This window comes from Metabacillus idriensis (genome assembly GCF_050483325.1).
Lineage (GTDB): Bacteria > Bacillota > Bacilli > Bacillales > Bacillaceae > Bacillus_P > Bacillus_P idriensis_A.
In genome coordinates, this window is sequence record NZ_JBCMYF010000042.1 from 1 (window position 1) to 18,769 (window position 18,769).

The following is an 18,769-nucleotide window of genomic DNA, read 5'->3' on the forward strand; positions in this document are numbered from 1 at the left end:
GGGGGATGGAGCTGGACACCGCGAAAAGCGGAATCCCCCGTTTAGCTCCGACAGACAGATAAGGATCTGGCTGAAAAGGCGCTTTTTGCCTTTACAGACGGATCCGTTCTGGCCGAGGAGCTGGGGGATGGAGCTGGACACCACGAAATGCGGAACCGTTTGTTCAGTCTCCGGCAGAAATAAAAATTCAATCCACGAAAAAAATCAGACCCCCACAAGGTCTGATTTTTTAATCTCCAATGATACCGGTATTTTTCCCTTCATCAAGAGGATGTTCCATTCGCAGGAATGCTCTGTCTACTGCCATTTTTGCTGTGTTTGCATAATGAATTTCGACGGTCCTTCTCTCGTCAAGATAGGCACCTTCAAAAGCGACTTCTTTTACTTTGGTCGCCCAACCGCCTGATGTTTCGATGACGACAACCGGCTTTTTGTTCATATAGGCGGCAGAGAGTTCTCCAAGCGTACCGTTACCGCCGCGAATCATAATGAGGGCGTCTGATGAATGAATTAATACCAGGCTTCGGTAATCAAAAGACATGCCGGTTGTGATGGGAACATCCAGATAGTCATTTGCAACATGTGTTTCATCTCCTGCGAGAATGCCAATTACAAGTCCGCCGGCCTGTTTTGCCCCTTTTGATGCAGCTTCCATCACTCCGCTGCCGCCTCCAGTCAGCAGCACGGCATTCCTCTGCGCTATTTCTGCCCCAACTTCTTCACTTATTAATTGAATGTCTTCGGGAATTTCTCCAGATTGGCCGATCACAGCTATTCTCTTCACGCTTATCCCGCCTTTTCAATCTTTTCCTTTATTATACTATGTATAATCTGAATTTTTCTCAAAAAAAAACTGCCTTATAGGCAGCTTGGTTTATTTACTTTCATCAAAAACGAATTTCTTCTTGAGGCTTGATCGATAATGGCATTTATTTCATTTTTATAGAAGGCAAGATGTTCGTAGGATATGGCAAAGAACATCTCCTCCTTCAATTTTTTCACTAATTGAATTTCTTTATCTGTGAGCAGCGTTTCATCAATTTGCATAGAATCACTCCGGTTGCTTTCATTCTATAAAATAGAATTCGAATGCACATCGAGAATTATGTCGGCATTGTTATAGTTTTGTCCCTTTGTGATATCTGAACCAGCCCATCTTGGCAAAGAAGTAAATCATGCCTGCTGAAATTAATACCATGATGGCAACGACAATAAAGTAATTATATTTTCCGGTCAGCTCCGGCATGTATTGGAAATTCATTCCGTAGAGTCCTGCAATAAACGTAAGCGGAAGAAAGATAGACGATATGACAGTCAATGTCATCATAACCCTGTTCATTCTGTCAGAACTGATAGAAAGATAACTGTCGCGTATATCCGCACTAAGTTCACGGTTTGCGTCGATCATTTCAACTAATTTCAAAAGATGGTCATAAATGTCCTGAAAGTAAATTTCATCTTTAATGTACACTTTTAAACCATTTGAGCTGATCATACGATACAATAAATCCCGCATTGGAATAATCGTTCTTCTCAGTTTGTAAAGATCTGTCCGGATGTCAAAAACGCCTTCCATCAGTTCACTTATTGTCAAGTCTTTAGTGTTTTCCTCTATTTCATTTAATTGATCTTCAAGCTGGTATACGGGCGGAAAGTATTCATCAACAAGCTGATCCATCAGCTGATGCATTAACAGCGAAGGCCCGCCTTCCTGAAGTAGATTGTCTTTTTTAAGTTTGAACCATATATTGTTCAAATCACGAATTGATTTTTTATGAAAAGTTACTGCATAATTTTTGGCTGCAAAAAGATCCAGTTCTTCAGCTTCTAACGTTTTTTGATGAATGGAATGCATGACGACAAATAGGTATGTATCATATGTATCAATTTTGGGTCTTTGAACAAATTCGACACAGTCTTCAATGGCAAGCGGGTGAAATTTAAAAAATTTGCTTAGCAGCTTAATTTCTTCTGCTGTTGGATCTTGAAAATCCACCCAGTACCATTTGATATCAGGGTTTTTCAATTCTTTTAACGGCAGGTCATAAGTAACGGCTCCGGACGATTGAACGGCAAGTGTACGTATCATAATGTCACATCTTTTCTGTTTGCTTTGAATTTATTCTTCTTCTATTCCCCCTCTTCTATGTTCCTAAACAAAGAAAGAAAGGATGATATAGGCGAAGGAATTGTGTATGATGGAACAATAACTACATAAAAAGGATGAACAAGATGGAACATCTCATAAATAACAACGTGAAAAATATTCAAATTTCAGGAATACGGCAGTTTTTCAATATGGTTTCGCAGTTTGAAGACACCATCTCTCTGACAATCGGCCAGCCTGACTTTTTTACCCCTGCTCATGTAAAAGAAGCCGCAGTTGCAGCAATAAATGAAAATTTCACCACTTATACTCATAATGCAGGGTATATTGAACTCAGAAAAGCGGCTGCTGAATTCCTCAAAGTGAAATATGACTTAGTCTATGATCCTGAAAATGAAGTTATTGTCACAACAGGCGCCAGTCAGGCGATCGATATTTCCTTTAGAGCCATTCTTGAAGAGGGCAGTGAAGTTATCCTTCCTGGGCCCGTTTATCCGGGCTATGAACCCATCATCTCCCTTTGCGGGGCTGTGCCAGTTCATATCGATACAGCAGAACATGATTTCCGGTTAACTGCTGAGTTAATCAAACAAAAAATAACGAAAAAAACCCGCTGCATTGTCCTTCCTTATCCTTCAAATCCCACGGGAGTGACGCTGCATGAAGATGAGCTGAAGAAGATTGCCGATGTCATCAGAGGCAGAGATATCTTTGTTTTATCAGATGAAATCTACAGTGAGTTAGTGTTTAACGGAACACACAAATCGATTGCCAATTACTTGCCGAAGCAGACCATAGTTATTAATGGATTATCCAAATCCCACAGTATGACAGGATTTAGAATCGGTCTTTTATTTGCTCCGGCAGAAGTTGCGAAGCATCTTTTAAAAGTACATCAGTATAACGTATCCTGTGCTTCTTCTATCTCTCAAAAAGCGGCATTTCAGGCACTTACTGCAGGAATCAATGATGCGGTTCCGATGAATGGGGAGTACGAAAAACGGATGAATTATGTGTATGAAAGATTAATAAGCATGGGTCTTCAAACCGTTAAACCCGATGGTTCCTTTTATATCTTTCCGAGCATCCGTCAATTTAACGTTTCTTCATTCGATTTCGCATATTCTTTGGCAAAAGATGGAGGAGTTGCGGTCGTACCCGGTTCCGCATTTTCAGAGTTTGGGGAAGGATTTATCAGAATATCCTACGCGTGCAGCTATGAGCAGCTTGAGCAGGCACTAAATAGAATGGAAAAATATTTGATTTCGTTAAAATAGGCTGTCTATCCCCTAATAAAAACTAGCCCGCGAATGCTCTAAGTGCTTCGCCGGCTAGTTTTTTTCGGCTTCAGCCGATGGCAGCTTCAGTGTGAAGACCGTGCCCCGCCCAAGCTCGCTCTCAATGGATATAGTCCCTTTGTGATTTTCAATAATTTTATATGTGATCATTAACCCAAGGCCTGTTCCCTTTTCCTTGGTTGTATAAAATGGCTCCCCTATTTTTTTCAGCGCTTCCGGCGGAATGCCTTCACCCTCGTCGATTACATGAACAAGAATATTATCGCCTTCTTTAACGGAGGACAATGTTACCTTTCCCCCTTTTGGCATAGAGTCAATTGCATTTTTCATTAAATTGATAAAAACCTGTTTGATTTGATTCTGATCACAATTGATCCACATCTGATCCTGATGCGGATGCTGCTGCACAATCATGACGTTATTCATGATTGCCTGAGTTTCAAGCAGGGTTGCAACATCCCCAATCAGCGTTAATAAATTCGTTTCCTTTAATATCCTTTCCTGGGGTTTTGCAAGCATAAGCAGTTCGCTCAAAATGAGTTCGATCCGGTTTAATTCAGAAAAAACAATATCAAAGTAAGTCTCTTCCCCTTTTCCTGCAGAACGCATTAGCTGAAGAAACCCTTTGATGGCTGTCAGGGGATTCCTGATTTCATGGGCTATTCCAGCTGCAAGCTGGCCTGCGACGGACAACTTTTCAGAACGGAGCATCAGCTCTTCTGCTTTTTTCCGGTCGGAAATGTCTCTTAAAATAACCTGTACAGCAGGTTCACCGAAATAAGTAGTTGGGATACAGACCATTTCAGTATAGATTGTGCTGTTTTTATATGTATGCCATGATTGTTTCGTTACTTCAACATCCGTTCTTAATTGGACAATATTATGCAATTTCTCTTTGACCTGCTCATGATATTCAGGGTCCAGGGAGGAAAAGATGCTTTTCCCGAGCATATCTGGATAATCATCTGCTTCAAAAAGCTTTACGCCTGATTCATTGATAAACACCCATTTTTCCCGGTGTATGACGGCAATTGTATCAATGGAGTTTTGAATGAGAAGCTGATACCTCTCCCGGCTTTTTTGCAGGATTTTCTGAAATTTTTTTCTGGATGAAATATCAATAAGAACAACCAGCTCTGCCGGCTGGCCTTTAAATTGCGTGGGTGCTGCTTTGATTTCCACTTCGACCGGAGTACCATCAAGTCTTCTCCACGTTTGTTCAATAAGTCCCACATACGAGCCCCTCTGCATTCTTTGAATGCGGTTTTTGACAATATCATGGTAGTCATGATCGATAATGTCGAGTACATCAAGCCCAAGCAAATCTTCCTTTGAGGTGCCCCCAAGCAAATCGATCAGAGCCTGATTCACATAGCATAACTGGCCTTTTTGCGAGATAAATAAGGGACAGGGCATCCTCTTAAGCAATTCCTCTGCATATATGTTTATTTCTGTTGCTTCATCGCTTAGTAACGGATTATTCAGCTGCACAGGTTTTGACTTGTTCTCCTGTTCACCGGATTTAAGCAATTTGATTTTAAGAACGATTTGATTTTCCTGGTTCGCAGAAGTTTTAATAAAATCAACCGTTGCTTCAAGCCAAATAAACGTTCCATTCTTCATTAAAAAACGAAACGTGCATGGATGGAGGTGGTGTTCGTTGTAAAAATAGCTTTCAACTAAAAATAAATCATCTTTATGGACATATTCCTTCATGGAAGTACCAATAAATTCTGCACTGGTGAAGCCGAGATGCTCTTCACAATTCAGCGACATAAACTGGAATCTCCCATTTTCATTCATCACTGCAAATAATTCAGCCTGCGGCAATACTTGATATTCGGCTTCTGTCTCTTGTTTCATGCATTGCCCCCCTTTTTATGTTCTCTTCACATGTTATTAAACGTACCTGCTGTTGGGATTGACCGGCTAAAATGAGCGTAATGCGGAAATGACGAGGAATTACGTGCAGATCAGTCTTTCAATGAGGATAGTCTTCGTCTACAGAACGTTCGATTTTACTTAACAAAATTCGATTTTCTAATCCAAAATTCCTCTGTTTTTTCCTTAAAAAGTTAATTTTTTTCGTTAATGGGTGAAAATAAATGAAACCGGGAATGTCCCGGTCTCGTTTTATTCTTTATATTCGCCAAAATTTTTGGCTGCTTTTTCTTTTTTTGCTTTTTCTTTATGGGCAAGGTTGGCTGCTGCACTTCCGAATTCACCGCTGAATTCAGAGTCGATTTTACTTGAGTCGAACCCTTTTTTGTTTTTTTGATTTGCATCGTTTTTGTTCGTTTTTGACATTTCATTCACTCCTCATCAAAGATTATTCTTAGTGTTTTCCTCTCATGGTGCGGCTATTCTTCACTGCTCTGCTCAAAAGCCTGCATCATATTTACAGCATGAGTAACAGCTCCCCCTGATCTGAGCAGGGCAGCAGTCATAACGGCTTCCGCCAGTTCTTCCTTTGAACAGCCTTCATTTTTGGCTTCTGCGGTATGTTCAGCAATGCAATATGGACACTCAGAAGTATGGGCAACAGCAACCGCGATTAATTGCTTCAGCTTAGCAGTAAGCTTTCCTTCTTCTGAGGCTTTTGAAAAAAATGCCCTTGCTGTCTGCTGAATTTCAGGAGAAAGGTCCTGTAATGTATGGATGTTTGCTAAATCATCTCTGCTGTAAAATGATTCTGCGAGCTTGCCGTCGTAAGCACGGTGCATCTGAGTACGGTGAGCATAAGCGCCGCCTGCTTCAATAGCAGCTGCAGTCATGACAGCTTCAAATAATTCCTCGAGTGATGCTCCTGCTTTTTTCGCTTTTTTTGTATGGAAATCAATGCAATAAGGACATTCTGTTGCATGTGATACAGCAACTGCAATGATTTCTTTTTCCTTTCTTGTTAAATGCCCCTCGCTTAAAACCGCTTTGCTGAAGGCAAGATACGATTGATAAAGCTCAGGCGCAAGCTCGGGAAATCTCTTCATGAGCTGGATATTTTCAATAGAGTAAAACCCCATATTATCCCTCTTTTCTGATGATGAGATTATTTTTTCCTACTATATAATGGGTTACTCATAAAATTAAAAAAAGCTTCCCTAAAAAAGGAAAGCTCAAGTCTTAATTATTCTTCTGTGTTTTCACCGGTTTTTGCAGGTTGTTCAGGTACAGCATTCGTTTCTTTTGGTTCAAGGTTTGCGTATGCTTCGATTGCCCGTTTTGCGATGTATTTGTTTACAGGATGTGAAGCTGTTTTTCCTGTATAAGGAACAATTACACTGATTGCGACCTCAGGTTTTGAGGCAGGATAGTATCCTACAAACGCAAGGTTATTTGTTTCTGTTCCCCAGTATGCGCGTTTGCTCTGCTCTCCATAATAGCTTGTCTGTGATGTTCCTGTTTTTCCGGCCACATCATATTTGCCAAAGATGCCTGCTGCTGTGCCACCAGTTTGCGTAACAGCTTCAAATCCGCGCTGAACTTGACGGATGTCTTCTTCTGAATTATTGATGCGATTTAAAATCCGCGTTTCATGCTCGGTTACGATTGATCCAAGCTCATTATTTTCTACAGGAGAATGAATGCTTGTGACGACTCTCGGCTCTACACGATAACCTCCATTAGCAATGGCTGAAACATACTGGGCCATTTGAAGCGGTGTGTACGTGTCAAACTGGCCGATAGCCATATTTAAAAGGATACCAGGGTTTGGCGGTGTTACTTGCTGTCCTGTTGCTTCGTTAGGCAAGTCAATACCTGTTGGAACTCCCAGACCAAATTGACTGTAATAATTCCGCATTTTTTGGAAATCGCTTGAGGAAGCATTGAATGGTGCTCTTGGAACATACGTCTCTCCCGCAATATCCATTGCAATCCGGAACATATAAACGTTAGAACTGCGTTTTAATGCGGTAATGTCACTTACAGGTCCCATATTTCGCACGGATTTTTTAGGTTCAGTTCCTTTTAAATATATAGGAGTATCATTATAAACAGTTCCACGAGACATTCCATTCTGGTATCCCGCTAAAACTGTAGCTCCTTTAATAGTAGATCCTATTTCATACTGTGAAGTAAAATTGCCGATTATATAGTCATTAATTTTCCCGTCTTCAAAATCATACTTCTTGCCTGACATTGCAAGAACGTCACCCGTATTTGGATCCATCATCACGGCAAATGCTCTGTCTGCAAGATGATTTCCCGATTTCCCCCGAGCTACTCTCAGCTCTTCTTCGACAATCGTATCGAGCTGCTTTTGCAGTTCAAGGTCAAATGACAGTTTCAAATCATAGCCGCGCCGGCCTTCATCGATCATCGTTTCTGAAATGACCTTGCCGCTGCTGTCGGTTACATATTGCACTTTCGCTTTTCGCGGATTCAAATAGTCTTCATATTGATATTCAAGATTGCTTCGGCCTACGCGTTCATTTCTTGCATAGCCGCGCGCTGTGTAATATGACTTTCTTGCTTCCAGAATTCCCTGTTTAGGAGTCGTAACACTTCCGAAAATACCCGTTAATAGGTCTCCATTCGGATAGGAGCGCTTCCAGTCGGTGATGACATCGATTCCCTGGAGAAGTTCTAGATTTTCTGCTACACGAGTCAGTTCTTCTTTTGTCAGCTCTTCGCCTTCTGTCAGACCTGTAGCAGTGACAATCTGAGGCTCGTAGGCATAGCCAGCCGAGAAACGTGTATATAAGGCCACAACTTCAAGCTCGTTTTTATCACCTTTTAATTTGTTCAGCTCTGCTTCAGGGACACGATCAATTTGAAGCTGATACGTTTCGCTCCCTTTCTTTTCTTTTTCCTTCTCTTTAAGAAGGTTTGCTGCTTCTTCAGGATTTGCAGCGACCCAATAGTCTTTTAAATCTCTGTCTTTTAAAAATTCAGTTGGAATTTCAATAAGTGATGCTAGTACTTTTGCTGTTTCAATTTTATCTGATGCTTTCGTTGTTTTTTCTACTGTATATGTGATGGCTTCAACACCAATGTTTTCAACAAGAACATTTCCGTTCCGGTCATACATCTTTCCTCGCGGTGCAGGAAAGCTTGCATAGTTTGACTCAGTGCGGCTGACTTCCTTTGAAAATTCCTCACCCTGAACAATTTGAACAACACCCAGCCGAATGATTAGCGCTACGAATAAAAGAAACACAAAGAAAAAGAATACATTGATCCTGATTAAACGTGTTTTCTTCAATTTTCGCAGATCAGCTTGACTATTACCTGGCTCAGTCAACGAATTATTCCCCTTTCAAAATCGATCCATAAGTTATGAGATCATTTTAACGTTTTTCAAACTCTATTGTAACACTTGTGTAATACTTGTTACATAAAAAAGGGACTTAAATTTATGTCAAGAAACAATTCAATGAAAAAGTTAGTACCACTGGATATAAATAGGAAGTTTTTTTGGCGGCAGAGCGTGAGGAGCATTCTATTCATGATGCTATAAATCTAGTGATAATAACGGTTTGTTAACGCTTACTTTGTGTAAGTTACATAGAATAAAAGACTATATTCTGTCAATGGAAAGCAATGGCTGATATATTACGAAAAACGTATGTTACGATGTTGTTGTAGCAAGAAACACACAAAAAAACTCTTAGGAGGAATTTTTTCATGAAGAAATCTTTCGTACTTTCAGTAGCGGCAGCAGCCACTATTTTCACATTCAATGCTGGGGGCCCATCAGCAGATGCAGCAGCTCCGCAGCAATCAAATATGCAAGTTAAAGCTTACCAAATTGCCGGTCAAAACTGCAATTTAAATCAAGGCCAGCAACAAGAGCTATTAAAGAACATCAACAATCCTGAGCTTCAAAAAATGGTTGAGCAGCAATTAAACCAATTTAAAGCACAGCAAGGCGGATCTGCAGCTCCAGCACCACAAAAAGAGCAAGCTGAAGCTCCAAAACAAGAAGCAGCACCGGCACCAGCTAAGCAAACTCAGCCAGAAGCTTCTAAAGAAGCAGCTCCAAAAAAAGAGCAAACACAGGCTTCTGTAAGTGAATTCGAGAAAAAAGTAGTTGAATTAACAAATGCAGAGCGTGAAAAACAAGGTTTAAAACCACTTCAATTAGATGAAGAATTAAGCAAAGTAGCTAAAGAAAAATCAAAAGACATGCAAAGCAAGAACTATTTTGACCACAACAGCCCAACTTACGGATCACCATTTGACATGATGAAGAAGTTTGGCGTTGAGTACACTACAGCTGGAGAAAACATTGCTAAAGGACAAGCTTCACCAGAAGAAGTTGTTCAAGCATGGATGAATTCTGAAGGCCACCGTAAAAACATCATGAACGGAGACTTCACTCACATTGGTGTAGGCCATGTAGCTGAAGGCAACTACTGGACTCAAATGTTCATCGGTAAATAATAGATTTTCATATTACGAGATAGCTAGAGAATTCTAGCTATCTTTTTTTAGTGTTAAAAAATACCTTTTTGCGCTTCGGCATCTAGATCCATCGGCCTAAATTCCCGGCTAAAACAAATCTGCCTTTCCTTTCTAGATCCTTATTTGACTGTCTGATCTGACCAAGGGCCTTCAGCGTTTGTTATGTTCATTTTTAGCCTGACCATATCCATGCACCGGATTCCATTCTCATAAATAGGTTTCTCGTAATGATCTATAAAGTAATTTTTAATCACTTTTTCCATGCGAAATCCACATTTTTGATAGAGGGCAAGCTGATCTAAGCTTGAGTTGCCTGTCCCAATCTCAAGGATGCCGATCTTTTGGGCTGCACATATTTGCTTTGCATGAGCAATCAGTTTTTTCGCTATCCCTTTTCCCCTAAAATGGTTATCAACCGCAAGATTCATTATTTCCATAGATGAATCTCCAATCTGCATCAGCACCATCACTCCTGCTGTTTTCATCTCATGCTCCGCAAGATAAATGAACCCTTTTTTGAGATAGCGTTTTATGTTTTGTTCAGAAGGATCCGCCTCGAGCAAAAGATCCATCGCTGCTCTACTCTTGCCAGGCAGCTTTCTGATTACGATTTCCATAGCTTGTACAGTGCCTGTGTTCCGCTGTCCCCTTCGCCTTTTTTCTGAAGTTCCGTGTAAAGAGAATGAGCGAGGGTTAAGCCTGGCGCATCCATTTTCATCGTTTCCGCCTCTTCAATGGCAATGCCCATATCTTTTAAGAAATGCTTTACATAGAATCCTGGTTCAAAGTCCTCTTTCAGCATTCTCGGAGCAAGGTTGCTCAGTGACCAGCTGCCTGCTGCACCTGCAGATATGCTTTTTAAGACATTTTCAGGATCGAGACCCGCGTGCTCCGCATAAGCAATCGCTTCAGTGACACCAATCATGCCTGCTGCAATTGCAATTTGATTGCACATTTTTGTATGCTGCCCGCTGCCTGATCCTCCCTGATAAACAATATTTTGTCCAATCACAGAAAAAATCGGCATGCAGGCTTCAAACGCTTGCTGATCTCCGCCAGCCATGATGGATAATTTTGCTTCTCTTGCCCCTACATCCCCGCCTGAAACAGGTGCATCCAAGGCATGAATGTTGCGCTGCTTGGCAAGTTCATAAATTTCCTTTGCAAGACTAGGCTTTGAAGTAGTCATATCAATGACATATGCCCCTTCTTTTGCAGAACGCAAAATGCCTTTTTCGCTTAAATAAATTTCTTCTACATCAGAAGGATAGCCGACCATTGTTATAATATAGTCCGATTGTGAAGCAAGCTCTTCGATTGTTTCTTTCCACACTGCTCCTGCTTCTATCAATTCAGCTGCTTTTTCCTTCGTTCTTGTATAGACAAAGACCGGATATCCGTCGCGCAGCAGATGCCCTGCCATGCTTTTCCCCATTACACCAGTTCCGATAAAACCGATTGCACCTTTTTTCTCAGTCATGCAGATCCTCTCCAATCAAACAGCCATCTAAACGATGGAAGACTTTTCTTTTAGCTTATCATATTCTTTGATGACAAAATGAAAAAATAGAATAAAGAATGTTTGAATAAAAAGATAAACCGGAAAGGAGTATTGCATTTTATAGCCTTTGCTGAAATCAAAAATACCGACTAAAACAGCAATCCATTCATAAAAGACAGAAAACACCGACCAGATAATGATATAGGCAATCGTAATGATGCCCCTGATTCTCCAATGCTGATAGAGATACAGAAAAAAATAGCCAAAAAAACCATACATGCTGTAATAAATAAAATCCCAGACCTCAAATTTCGGAGAATCATTTACATCATAAATATCATAAGGCGGAATTGCTAAAATATGGTCTGCCGTCAGTCCAATAAAGGCACTGAATGTGAAAATAAGAATTGTAACTGCCGCCGGAAACTTTTTCGGCAGCTTAACAACCAAAAATAATCCTGCCGCTAATGTCGTGATAATATAGAGTTCATTTATGAAATCCTTCATCTCATAGTGACCCCCTTTTTCAGGATCTGCCGGAATATGCGAAGACTTAAAATCCCTGAAAAAAAGAGCAAAGCTGAGTGAATAACAGGAATCAGCCATCTATTTTCTTCGTAGTTCATTACGCTGAAATAAGAACATAGCTCCTCCATTGATATGATCAAAGCAAGAGAAAAGAGCAGCAGGACAAGTTTTGCGGCTGTACTTTTCAACATAAAATTCACATGTACGATCATGAGAAACAGACAAGGAATAATGATAATTCTCTGTAAAATAATGACCGTTAAGGCAGTTGGGGTTTCATAAGCCGATGCCCATCCCAAATTCACAGTGATGATGGAACAAAAGGCGTTATTTGCAATGGACAAAATCATAAAAACGAAGACGGATTCTAACTGATTTAATTTTTTTGGAAAATACACATATAAATGAATTGCAAACCAAACCAAGATCACAGCGAAGACAATCGCCATTGTTTATGCCACCCTTAGCTTTAATTTCTCTGGTTTAGTGTACTTCCGGCATGCTATTTATATACAGATTTAAGTGCCTAAACGGATTTCACCATTCCTCCGTCAATTAAATGTGTCTGGCCTGTGATATAGCTGTTGGCATCTGAGAGCAGAAAAAGAACATACGCAGCAAATTCGGACGGTTTTCCGTACCGTCCTAAAGGAATTTTCCGCTTCGCTTCCTCTTCCACCTCATTGACGCTGATGCCCTGTTTGTCTGCTGCTGACTTGTCTAAAGAAGCAACCCTGTCCGTGGCAATTCTCCCTGGTGCCGCTGTATTGATCAAAATTTTATAGGGAGCAAGCTCTGTTGCCAAAGTTTTTGTAAGCCCGGCAATTCCAAGCCGGAATGTATTCGATAAGATTAATCCGGGTATTGGTTCTTTTACGGAGGACGACGCGATGTTGACAATTTTACCGCCTTTGCCCCTCATATAAGGAATGACGGACCGAATCAGCCGAACATGGCTTAAAAGATTTAATTCAAACGATTTTTGCCAGTCCTCATCACTCATTTGTTCAAAAAGCCCTGAAGGAGGACCGCCTGCATTGTTCACCAGCAAATCAATGGTTCCAAAGCGCTTCACGGTTTCTTCTACGAGCTGGTTAATCTCCTCTGCATTCGATAAATCGCAAGCTTTATATTCAACAAGGCCTGAATATTTTTCTGACAGTTCTTCTTTCACCTCATGCAGCTTATCAGGGTTTCTGCTTGTTATCATGACATGAGCGCCTTCTTTTGCAAGTTCTTCAGCAATAGCCCTGCCCAATCCTTGACTTGATGCTGCAACAAGTGCCACTTTTCCACTTAATCCGAGTTCCATTACTAACACTCCCTTATTATTTCTTATTTTTATAGTAACAGGACTGGCTGTATTTTGCTCCAATAAGGATTCAGAAAATAAAAAAAACAAGGGATGCAAAAGCCCCTTGTTTTTTAGGTGAAGTATTCAATCTTCGCATTTGGAAAGAAGTCATCAATATAGGTCTCAAGTGTTTCTCTTAAATCCGCTTCCTCATCCTTTTGATAAATGTATTTGCCGATTCCGTATCTTCCCCATTTGTAGCGGCGGTCATCTTCATTCATTTCAAGTTTGGATTTCGGATAGTTTTTTTCAATAACTCGTTTGGCAGGTTTAGTAAACCGGTGCTGTATCATTTCGAATGTAATGTCATCACGGGCTTCAGGTGGCAGAAGCTGATTAAGCTTAGAAAATAATTCGTAATATCCCTCGCGCCATCCTTCATGAATATATATAGGCGCTACGATAAAACCGAGCGGGTATCCTGCCCCTGCTACTTTGACAGCTGCTTCTAAACGCTTATCAAGCGGTGAGGTGCCAGGTTCAAAATTCTTTATTACATAATCCGCATTGATGCTGAAACGAAAACGAGTTTTACCCTTATGATCGGCATCAAGCAAATGATCAACGTGATGAAACTTTGTAACAAAACGCAAGCGGCCCATATCCGTATTCCCGAAAAATTCAATCGCTCTTTTCAGCGAATGAGTCAAATGATCGATTCCAACAATATCAGACGTACAGGAAGCTTCAAACCGGGTAATCTGGGGGCTCCGTTCTTCCATGTATTCCTGTGCCTGCTGAAAAATTTCTTCTGTATTCACGTATGTGCGGATATAAGGTTTTGAACCCATTGTGGTCTGCAGATAACAATAGTGACAGTGCCCCATACAGCCTGTAGCAAGAGGAATTGCATATTCAGCAGATGGTTTGGAAGAATCAAATTTAAGCGTTTTACGCACCCCTACAACCAGAGTGGACTTTGCATTTCGGTATTTCTGCAGATCATTTTTCCCTGGAATATTCCGGACCTGGTTATGTGAAGTCGTTTCCCTGATTTCAAGACCCATCTTTTCGAATTTTTCTTTCAGCTCTACTCCAAGAGGATACTCAAGCGCCCTCGGCTCAATATAAACAAGCTGCGGCACAAATGGCTTTACCATATAGTCACTTCCTTTTGTTCAAAACAGTATATCCTTAAGATTTGTTTCGGAAATGGTTCGTATGCTTTTTAAATATTTCCTATACAGAAAAGCGGAATCGCCCGTTTAGCTCCGACAGACAGATAAGGATCCGACAGACAGATAAGGATCCGACAGACAGATAAGGATCCGACAGAAAAGGCGCTTTTTGCCTTTACTGGCGGAGCCGTTCTGGCCGAGGAGCTAGGAGGTGGAGCTGGACACCACGAAAAGCGGAGCCGACTGGTCAGCTCCGACAGACAGATAAGGATCAGCCAGTAAAGGCGCTTTTTGCCAATGCTTGCTGATCCGTTCTGGCCGAAGAGCCAGAGCGATGGAGATTGACACCACCACAATATGCTTAACCGGCTGTTCAGCGCTTGAAGGCTGTTTAGGATCAGTCAGATAATTTGTCCATAAATATCCCACACACCGTCATTACTAAAAACCTCCGCAGAGGCCGCGGAGGTTAACTACTCATACTGTTCATAATCAAACAACTTATTATACATAACTTCCGCCTCTGAGTAAGATGGAAATATAGCGTCTTCTTCATCTAATAAATGATAGGAATCATGGATAAACAAAGCTTTTTGCCCAGGCTCTGTCGGATGATCGACCACTTCAGCTTCCTGTATATTGGCTACATTTGCAGCATGCGGATTTCGGTAGATGACATATACCTTGTCCCCTGCATTTACATCTTTCTTTTCCACTATTGCATCACCTTTCTTTTGCGTATGATGAAGTTAGTTTCACCTTTTTAATGAATGTGATACTGGAAAAGTAATCAGGACGGCTGTACCTTCCCCTTTTTGACTTGAGATTGTTAAGTTTCCCTTATGCTGGCGGAGGATTTTTTCGGTTATGACAAGGCCTAAGCCTGTTCCTTTTTCTTTTGTGGTAAAGAATGGTTTTGTTACTTGGCTGATCATATCTGCTGGAATGCCTGGCCCTTGGTCAGTAATGGTAATTTTGACATCATCATGATCAGCATGAGCATCTACAGCAATCGTTCCTCCATCAGACATGGAATCAAATGCATTTTTCAGCAAATTGATTAACACCTGTTTCAGCTGATTTTCATCTCCTTTAACAGGAGGAAGTTCTTCAATGCAGCTGAATTCAATGGCAACATTTTTAAGCGCGCTTTCGGTTGCGAAAAAACGGATCATTGAATCTATGAGCTTTTTCATATTTATTTCTTTTTCATGAACGGCCTGCGGCTTTGAAAGAATCATGAATTCGCTGACGATACTGTTCATGCGCTTCAGCTCTTCCAGCATGATTTTTGTATAATGAGGATCTATGATTTCCTTTTTTTCATCCATCATTTGAAGAAAACCTTGAATGACGGTAAGGGGGTTTCTGATTTCATGTGCAACCCCTGCAGCCATCTGACCTGCTACTTTTAGCTTTTCCTGCTGAAACAGAGCAGCCTCTTCCGCTCTTTTTTCAGTCACATCCCGAATCATTTCACAATAAGCGATCAATTGGTTTTCATGGCTGTACAGCGGAGTTGTTGTTACCTCCACTTCTATTACAGAGCCTGACTTTGTCTTGTCTCTTCTGGAAGTGAATCCTGATTGACTCCCGGACGGAAAAGGATATTTGTTTCCCGCAATGTCGCTTTCACTCCATCCGTATAATTTCATGAACGCAGGATTCACTCCTCTGACAGTATGATCAGGCTCTACTATGGCAATCGCATCATGGCTTTGTGAAAAAATCAGGTCGAATTTGGCTTCTGTCGTTCTCAGGTTTTGTGAGATGATCTCATTTTGACGCTGAACTTTCTCCCATAGAAAATTGATGAATTTAATATAGTAACAAAGGATAACGACAATAATAATGGCAAAGAAGACGTAATACATGACGTCTATTCTCTCAAAGGAGGTCGAAATAATTTCGTAGCTGCCGAGGAAAAAATAAAACTGGCTGCAGATTGTTACGGCCCCTGTAATAACCACGTAGGTCATTTTCTGAAATACAGCACTGAAAATAACGGGAAACAGCAAGAAGATGAAATTGACGATATAGGGATCTAAGGAATTTAGAGCAAATAAATAGCAGTATATAAGGGCAAGAGAACTCCATACAAAAAAAGAATGTTTCTTTATGAAACGGAGCATGATTGTATAACCTAAAAGAATTCCTGCGAATACGATGACAATTGGATAATACTTATAACTTTTCTCAATAAATAAAATAAACAGTGCGTCCAGGATAAAGATCAGCCACATTGACTGAAGCAGCAGCTTTTTCCGGACAACTTGATTTTCATTCCGTTCCAAAAAAATCTTCCCCATTCTTTCTGCATTCGAGACTATTTTATCACAGAAGGGTAAAACATGTGAAAATTTAGTTGATTCCAATAATAAAAAGTGGGTTAAAAGTCCTTTTTTCACAAAAAAAGACCCGCATATGCAGGTCTTTTCTCACTTAAAGATTGAACTTCGTTTTTACAAACTCAACAACTTCTTCTGTTGTGCTCATAGAAAGAATTTCTTCTTTGAAGCTTGCTGCTTCTTCTTTTGAAAGGTTTTTAATAAGTGAACGTGCCGGGAGGATTGATGTAGCGCTCATAGAGAACTCATCAAGGCCTAAACCAAGAAGCACTGGAATCGCAAGCGGATCGCCAGCCATTTCTCCGCACATTCCTACCCATTTGCCTTCTTTGTGAGCTGCTTCAATCACAAGCGTCACAAGACGAAGAATAGCAGGATTATAAGGCTGATAGAGATATGAAACACGCTCATTCATACGGTCAGCAGCCATTGTGTATTGAATAAGGTCATTAGTTCCAATGCTGAAGAAATCAACATCTTTAGCAAATTGATCTGCAAGAACGGCAGTTGAAGGAATTTCAACCATCATTCCAATTTCAATAGTGTCTGAAACATCAGTGCCTTCACTAACAAGCTTCGCTTTTTCTTCTAAAAGAATCGCTTTAGCCTGTCTGAACTCGTCCACAACCGCAATCATCGGGAACATAATCTTCAAGTTGCCGAATGTGCTTGCACGAAGCAATGCACGCAATTGAGTGCGGAAGATTTCCTGCTCTTCTAAGCAAAGACGAATCGCACGGAAACCAAGGAATGGATTCATTTCTTTCGGGAGATTCAAGTAAGGAAGCTCTTTGTCTCCGCCAATGTCAAGGGTGCGGACAACAACAGGCTTGCCTTCCATGCGCTCAAGCACCGCTTTGTATGCTTCGAACTGCTCATCTTCTGTCGGAAGCTGATCGCGGCCCATGTATAAGAATTCTGTACGGTAAAGACCAACTGCTTCTCCGCCGTTTTCAAGAACGCCGCGAACATCGTCAGGCGTGCCGATATTGGCTGCAAGCTCAACGTGCTGTCCGTCTTTTGTTACCGTTTCTTCATTTACAAGCTTCGCCCACTCCGCTTTTTGTGCTTCGTATTGAGCTTTTTTCTTTTCAAACCCCGCAATAACATCTTCAGAAGGGTTTACGATTACATCTCCATCGATTCCATCAACGATGACGATATCGCCATTTTTGATGTCGGATGTGGCTGTTTTCGTTCCTACTACAGCAGGGATCTCCATTGAACGCGCCATGATTGCTGAATGTGATGTTCTGCCGCCGATATCAGTTGTAAAACCTAATACATACTGACGATTCAGCTGAGCCGTATCAGAAGGTGTTAAATCTTCGGCAACGATGATCACTTCTTCAGAAATCATGCTCGGGTTTGGAATTTCAACGCCAAGCAAATGTCCGATCACGCGTTTTGTTACGTCACGGATATCAGCTGCACGTTCTTTCATATATTCGTTGTCCATGGACTCAAACATACTTACAAACATATCAGCTGTTTCTTTCATTGCAAATTCAGCGTTAACTGCTTCGCTGCTGATTTTATCTTTAACCGGATTAAGTAATTCTGGATCGCTTAAAACTAAGATATGAGCTTCAAAAATTTCAGCTTTGTCTGCACCTAATTCTCTGAATGCATGCTCTTTAATTTTTTCAAGCTCTGATTTTGATTTTTGGATGGCTTCATCAAAACGAAGGACTTCAGCAGTTTTATCTGCCACTTCTTTTTTTGATACTGTGAGATCTGGTTCTTCTAAGCGGTAAGCTTTTGCAATCGCGATCCCAGCTGAAGCTCCAATCCCTCTTAATTCGAGCATTATTCGCCTAAGCCTTCTTTTTTCATTGTTTCTTCAAGTGCTGCGATTGCATCGTTTTCGTCTGAACCAGCTGCAGAAATCGTGATTTCTGAATCTTTAGCGATACCTAATGACATAACACCCATGATTGATTTCAAGTTAACTGTTTTGCCGTTATATGCTAAGTTCACATCTGCATCAAACTTGCTTGCTGTTTGAACAAGCACTGTAGCCGGACGTGCGTGGATTCCTGATTCTGCTGTTACTTTAAATGTTTTCTCTGCCATAATTAATCAATCTCCTTCATATTTAAATAAAGCT

The 18,769-nt window shown here is 40.9% G+C and carries 20 protein-coding genes; 2 read left to right on the forward strand and 18 right to left on the reverse strand.

What is annotated here, in order from left to right; all coding sequences use genetic code 11:
- Positions 1-229: 229 nt before the first annotated feature.
- The 3 genes from ABEQ24_RS22195 to corA all read right to left on the reverse strand — a co-directional run bounded on the left by ABEQ24_RS22195 (position 230) and on the right by corA (position 2,089).
- Positions 230-784 (reverse strand): TIGR00725 family protein, encoded by a 555-nt coding sequence (locus ABEQ24_RS22195; protein WP_430008784.1) that lies wholly within the window; start codon positions 782-784, stop codon positions 230-232.
- Between the two features lie 74 nt (positions 785-858).
- Positions 859-1,047: a hypothetical protein gene (locus ABEQ24_RS22200; protein ID WP_430008785.1), complete on the reverse strand. Its 189-nt coding sequence runs from the start codon at positions 1,045-1,047 to the stop codon at positions 859-861.
- 70 nt (positions 1,048-1,117) lie between these two features.
- Entirely contained in the window at positions 1,118-2,089 is a 972-nt protein-coding gene (gene corA, locus ABEQ24_RS22205; protein WP_430008786.1) for a magnesium/cobalt transporter CorA, read from the reverse strand.
- A gap of 143 nt (positions 2,090-2,232) precedes the next feature.
- Between corA and ABEQ24_RS22210 the strand changes: the two genes are divergently transcribed.
- A complete protein-coding gene (locus ABEQ24_RS22210) occupies positions 2,233-3,384 on the forward strand; it encodes an aminotransferase A (RefSeq protein WP_430008787.1) in 1,152 nt (383 codons plus the stop codon).
- A 54-nt stretch (positions 3,385-3,438) separates the two neighbouring features.
- Here ABEQ24_RS22210 and ABEQ24_RS22215 read toward each other — a convergent pair whose 3' ends face one another.
- The 4 genes from ABEQ24_RS22215 to ABEQ24_RS22230 all read right to left on the reverse strand — a co-directional run bounded on the left by ABEQ24_RS22215 (position 3,439) and on the right by ABEQ24_RS22230 (position 8,647).
- A complete protein-coding gene (locus ABEQ24_RS22215; RefSeq protein WP_430008788.1) occupies positions 3,439-5,268 on the reverse strand; it encodes a PAS domain S-box protein in 1,830 nt (609 codons plus the stop codon).
- A 270-nt stretch (positions 5,269-5,538) separates the two neighbouring features.
- A complete protein-coding gene (locus ABEQ24_RS22220) occupies positions 5,539-5,712 on the reverse strand; it encodes a hypothetical protein (RefSeq protein WP_165970935.1) in 174 nt (57 codons plus the stop codon).
- 53 nt (positions 5,713-5,765) lie between these two features.
- Positions 5,766-6,425 (reverse strand): carboxymuconolactone decarboxylase family protein, encoded by a 660-nt coding sequence (locus ABEQ24_RS22225; protein WP_430008789.1) that lies wholly within the window; start codon positions 6,423-6,425, stop codon positions 5,766-5,768.
- 104 nt (positions 6,426-6,529) lie between these two features.
- Positions 6,530-8,647: a peptidoglycan D,D-transpeptidase FtsI family protein gene (locus ABEQ24_RS22230; protein ID WP_430008790.1), complete on the reverse strand. Its 2,118-nt coding sequence runs from the start codon at positions 8,645-8,647 to the stop codon at positions 6,530-6,532.
- 383 nt (positions 8,648-9,030) lie between these two features.
- Here ABEQ24_RS22230 and ABEQ24_RS22235 point away from each other — a divergent pair, with 383 nt between their 5' ends.
- Positions 9,031-9,789: a CAP domain-containing protein gene (locus tag ABEQ24_RS22235; protein WP_430008791.1), complete on the forward strand. Its 759-nt coding sequence runs from the start codon at positions 9,031-9,033 to the stop codon at positions 9,787-9,789.
- Positions 9,790-9,929: 140 nt separating this feature from the next.
- Here ABEQ24_RS22235 and ABEQ24_RS22240 read toward each other — a convergent pair whose 3' ends face one another.
- From ABEQ24_RS22240 to ABEQ24_RS22290, 11 genes are all read right to left on the reverse strand, one after another.
- Positions 9,930-10,427 (reverse strand): GNAT family N-acetyltransferase, encoded by a 498-nt coding sequence (locus ABEQ24_RS22240; RefSeq protein ID WP_430008792.1) that lies wholly within the window; start codon positions 10,425-10,427, stop codon positions 9,930-9,932.
- Positions 10,415-11,290 carry an NAD(P)-dependent oxidoreductase gene (locus tag ABEQ24_RS22245; RefSeq protein WP_430008793.1) on the reverse strand — a complete coding sequence of 292 codons (876 nt, stop codon included), beginning with the start codon at positions 11,288-11,290 and terminating at the stop codon, positions 10,415-10,417. The genes ABEQ24_RS22240 and ABEQ24_RS22245 overlap by 13 nt, the downstream gene beginning before the upstream one ends.
- A gap of 27 nt (positions 11,291-11,317) precedes the next feature.
- Positions 11,318-11,818: a hypothetical protein gene (locus tag ABEQ24_RS22250; RefSeq protein WP_430008794.1), complete on the reverse strand. Its 501-nt coding sequence runs from the start codon at positions 11,816-11,818 to the stop codon at positions 11,318-11,320.
- Entirely contained in the window at positions 11,815-12,288 is a 474-nt protein-coding gene (locus tag ABEQ24_RS22255) for a hypothetical protein (RefSeq protein WP_430008795.1), read from the reverse strand. The genes ABEQ24_RS22250 and ABEQ24_RS22255 overlap by 4 nt, the downstream gene beginning before the upstream one ends.
- Before the next feature lie 77 nt (positions 12,289-12,365).
- A complete protein-coding gene (locus ABEQ24_RS22260) occupies positions 12,366-13,151 on the reverse strand; it encodes an SDR family oxidoreductase (RefSeq protein ID WP_430008796.1) in 786 nt (261 codons plus the stop codon).
- 113 nt (positions 13,152-13,264) lie between these two features.
- On the reverse strand, positions 13,265-14,293 hold the full coding sequence (gene splB, locus ABEQ24_RS22265; protein ID WP_430008797.1) for a spore photoproduct lyase: 1,029 nt from the start codon (positions 14,291-14,293) through the stop codon (positions 13,265-13,267).
- Positions 14,294-14,515: 222 nt separating this feature from the next.
- The gene (locus ABEQ24_RS22270; RefSeq protein WP_430008798.1) at positions 14,516-14,740 is read right to left on the reverse strand and encodes a hypothetical protein; all 225 of its coding nucleotides are present in this window, start codon (positions 14,738-14,740) and stop codon (positions 14,516-14,518) included.
- Between the two features lie 44 nt (positions 14,741-14,784).
- Positions 14,785-15,027 carry a transcriptional regulator SplA domain-containing protein gene (locus ABEQ24_RS22275; RefSeq protein ID WP_070876746.1) on the reverse strand — a complete coding sequence of 81 codons (243 nt, stop codon included), beginning with the start codon at positions 15,025-15,027 and terminating at the stop codon, positions 14,785-14,787.
- A 39-nt stretch (positions 15,028-15,066) separates the two neighbouring features.
- The gene (locus ABEQ24_RS22280) at positions 15,067-16,605 is read right to left on the reverse strand and encodes an ATP-binding protein (RefSeq protein ID WP_430008799.1); all 1,539 of its coding nucleotides are present in this window, start codon (positions 16,603-16,605) and stop codon (positions 15,067-15,069) included.
- Between the two features lie 148 nt (positions 16,606-16,753).
- The gene (gene ptsP / locus ABEQ24_RS22285) at positions 16,754-18,469 is read right to left on the reverse strand and encodes a phosphoenolpyruvate--protein phosphotransferase (RefSeq protein ID WP_430008800.1); all 1,716 of its coding nucleotides are present in this window, start codon (positions 18,467-18,469) and stop codon (positions 16,754-16,756) included.
- Positions 18,469-18,735 (reverse strand): phosphocarrier protein HPr, encoded by a 267-nt coding sequence (locus ABEQ24_RS22290; RefSeq protein WP_029281636.1) that lies wholly within the window; start codon positions 18,733-18,735, stop codon positions 18,469-18,471. Before ABEQ24_RS22290 ends, ptsP begins: the two co-directional genes overlap by 1 nt.
- Positions 18,736-18,769 lie beyond the last annotated feature (34 nt).

Coding starts and splice junctions, on each gene's coding strand:
- ABEQ24_RS22200 (WP_430008785.1), bottom strand. CDS start 1,047: ATGCAAATTGATGAAACGCTGCTCACAGATAAAGAAATTCAATTAGTG.
- corA (WP_430008786.1), bottom strand. CDS start 2,089: ATGATACGTACACTTGCCGTTCAATCGTCCGGAGCCGTTACTTATGAC.
- ABEQ24_RS22210 (WP_430008787.1), top strand. CDS start 2,233: ATGGAACATCTCATAAATAACAACGTGAAAAATATTCAAATTTCAGGA.
- ABEQ24_RS22215 (WP_430008788.1), bottom strand. CDS start 5,268: ATGAAACAAGAGACAGAAGCCGAATATCAAGTATTGCCGCAGGCTGAA.
- ABEQ24_RS22220 (WP_165970935.1), bottom strand. CDS start 5,712: ATGTCAAAAACGAACAAAAACGATGCAAATCAAAAAAACAAAAAAGGG.
- ABEQ24_RS22225 (WP_430008789.1), bottom strand. CDS start 6,425: ATGGGGTTTTACTCTATTGAAAATATCCAGCTCATGAAGAGATTTCCC.
- ABEQ24_RS22235 (WP_430008791.1), top strand. CDS start 9,031: ATGAAGAAATCTTTCGTACTTTCAGTAGCGGCAGCAGCCACTATTTTC.
- ABEQ24_RS22240 (WP_430008792.1), bottom strand. CDS start 10,427: ATGGAAATCGTAATCAGAAAGCTGCCTGGCAAGAGTAGAGCAGCGATG.
- ABEQ24_RS22245 (WP_430008793.1), bottom strand. CDS start 11,290: ATGACTGAGAAAAAAGGTGCAATCGGTTTTATCGGAACTGGTGTAATG.
- ABEQ24_RS22250 (WP_430008794.1), bottom strand. CDS start 11,818: ATGAAGGATTTCATAAATGAACTCTATATTATCACGACATTAGCGGCA.
- ABEQ24_RS22255 (WP_430008795.1), bottom strand. CDS start 12,288: ATGGCGATTGTCTTCGCTGTGATCTTGGTTTGGTTTGCAATTCATTTA.
- ABEQ24_RS22260 (WP_430008796.1), bottom strand. CDS start 13,151: ATGGAACTCGGATTAAGTGGAAAAGTGGCACTTGTTGCAGCATCAAGT.
- splB (WP_430008797.1), bottom strand. CDS start 14,293: ATGGTAAAGCCATTTGTGCCGCAGCTTGTTTATATTGAGCCGAGGGCG.
- ptsP (WP_430008800.1), bottom strand. CDS start 18,469: ATGCTCGAATTAAGAGGGATTGGAGCTTCAGCTGGGATCGCGATTGCA.
- ABEQ24_RS22290 (WP_029281636.1), bottom strand. CDS start 18,735: ATGGCAGAGAAAACATTTAAAGTAACAGCAGAATCAGGAATCCACGCA.